The organism is Wolbachia endosymbiont of Tuta absoluta, from assembly GCF_059414725.1.
This window is the reverse complement of record NZ_JBNRJY010000142.1, coordinates 1-1,648: the sequence shown is the minus strand read 5'-3', so window position 1 is coordinate 1,648 and position 1,648 is coordinate 1. Positions and strand designations below refer to the sequence as shown.

Sequence of the window (1,648 nt, the reverse complement as noted above, 5' to 3'; positions counted from 1 at the left end):
TTAATTATTGTCCTTTCAGCTATTTTCCCTTCTTTTATAAGCTGTTTCCATTTTGCTTTAAATACAGGAAGTGCATCATCACTTATATCATCTACTTTCATAAGGGACTCTAGCCGATCGATCGTTGGTGGGAATCTGCTGAAAATGCCTCATTGTATTTGGATAATTTCAGTAAAGCAGGTTTTAGCGAAGTCACTGATTTGCAATATGGTGACGTCATGTTATGTCGAGTAGGACGAACTGAACATGTCAATCATGCGGTGATTTGGCTAGGGGATAATGGTGCATTGAAATCAGAGCAAACAGAGCCTTGCGTTGGGTCTACATTGATTTTACATCATCCATATAACCGAAAATCAGTGCGAGAAGTGTTTGGTCAACAATGGCAAGAGCGTGTTGCCATCATAGTGAGACACAGAGATGTTAAAAACGATTAAGCTCTATGGTGTGCTGGGTCAAAAGTTTGGTCATCAATTTAAGCTTGATGTTGCAAGTCCACGTGAAGCAATACGAGCTTTATCTGCCCAGATTGATGGATTTGAAAACTTTATGCTTGGTGCACATGAACGTGGTTTAGCTTTTGCGATTTTTACAGATCGATCCTGACAAAAACTTTCATGGTATTTTTCTTCTTTTACCCACAAATATCCATCACTATCAGGGAAAAGATTAGCAGCAGCTTCAGGTGGATGCTGTTGTGTAATCAATCCTGGGCTTTCAGATGTATCTGGGGCAAATGCAGCAATGTAAACTAAGCCTACGACTTTTTCATTATTGCCAGCTTCTGTAATCACAGCCCCTCCATAGGAATGTCCTACAAGCAATACTGGACCTTCAATCTGATTAATCATTTTATGGGTTCTTTCCACATCGTCAGCTAAAGACGTTAATGGAATTTCGACAGCTTTAACTTTTAAATTTTTTTGAATTAATAATGGAATCACATGTTGCCAATGTAATGAGTTTCCCCAAAAACCATGGACCAATACAATTGTAGGTTGTGTCATTTTTCTGCTCGCTTTGATGGAAAAGTATTTTTTATTTAATGACAATATCTGAGCATTTTTAGTGGATATATTGTGATTTTGTATTTTTATTAAACAATGCAAGCTTAGTGCTTGAATCATTGATTGATTTAAAAAGTATCATCTTGTTTAAAAGATATTTTTGTTTCTAACATCTTTGATTAAGAGGAGGATTAGAATGCGTTTAGCTGTTTATCCGTCATTTAATACTTTGCTTACTTTTACCTAAGCTGGACATGAATCAAAGCGATACTTTTAGTGGCTGATGCAATATGAATTTTACATCAGCCACAGCGATTAAAAACTGCTATTCGGTTGTTTTAAAAACTCAATTTCTTCAGCAGTTGAGGTTCTTCCCAAAATTTGATTACGATGTGGGTAACGTCCAAAACGGTCAATAATCAGTTTATGCTTTTTCTCGAAGTCCAAATTGATTGGATTACCCAACGTTTCAAAAAGCTGTAAAGCCTGAGCATGAATGATTTTCGATTCACTGTGCATAAATGGCATATATAAGAATGAACGTTGTTCAGGCTTTAACGCTTGATCGATCATGTTGATACCCTGTTTATCGAGGGGAAAGTCACAGATGCAGATGGCAACATTATTGAAGGTGCTAAAGT

Annotated in this window: 3 protein-coding genes and 1 pseudogene; 2 read left to right on the top strand and 2 right to left on the bottom strand. The window is 36.8% G+C overall.

The features are described 5' to 3' along the window. The first annotated feature begins 218 nt into the window (after nucleotides 1-218). Entirely contained in the window at nucleotides 219-437 is a 219-nt protein-coding gene (locus ACJ5GX_RS01560) for a hypothetical protein (protein WP_495292620.1), read from the top strand. After that, nucleotides 421-510: pseudogene (locus ACJ5GX_RS01555) on the top strand (hypothetical protein); the annotation flags it as partial. The gene ACJ5GX_RS01560 and the pseudogene ACJ5GX_RS01555, both read left to right, overlap by 17 nt. Here the strand turns inward: ACJ5GX_RS01555 and ACJ5GX_RS01550 are convergent. Next, nucleotides 471-1,007, bottom strand: coding sequence for an alpha/beta fold hydrolase (locus ACJ5GX_RS01550; protein WP_495292621.1), 537 nt, complete (start codon nucleotides 1,005-1,007; stop codon nucleotides 471-473). The pseudogene ACJ5GX_RS01555 and the gene ACJ5GX_RS01550 overlap by 40 nt on opposite strands. Before the next feature lie 315 nt (nucleotides 1,008-1,322). After that, nucleotides 1,323-1,648: DUF924 family protein (locus ACJ5GX_RS01545; RefSeq protein ID WP_495292619.1), on the bottom strand; the 326-nt coding region annotated here is incomplete at its 5' end.

What these genes read in the sequence shown, in the direction of transcription:
- ACJ5GX_RS01550 (WP_495292621.1), bottom strand. Translation starts at nt 1,007, where the DNA reads ATGACACAACCTACAATTGTATTGGTCCATGGTTTTTGGGGAAACTCA.
- ACJ5GX_RS01560 (WP_495292620.1), top strand. Translation starts at nt 219, where the DNA reads ATGTTATGTCGAGTAGGACGAACTGAACATGTCAATCATGCGGTGATT.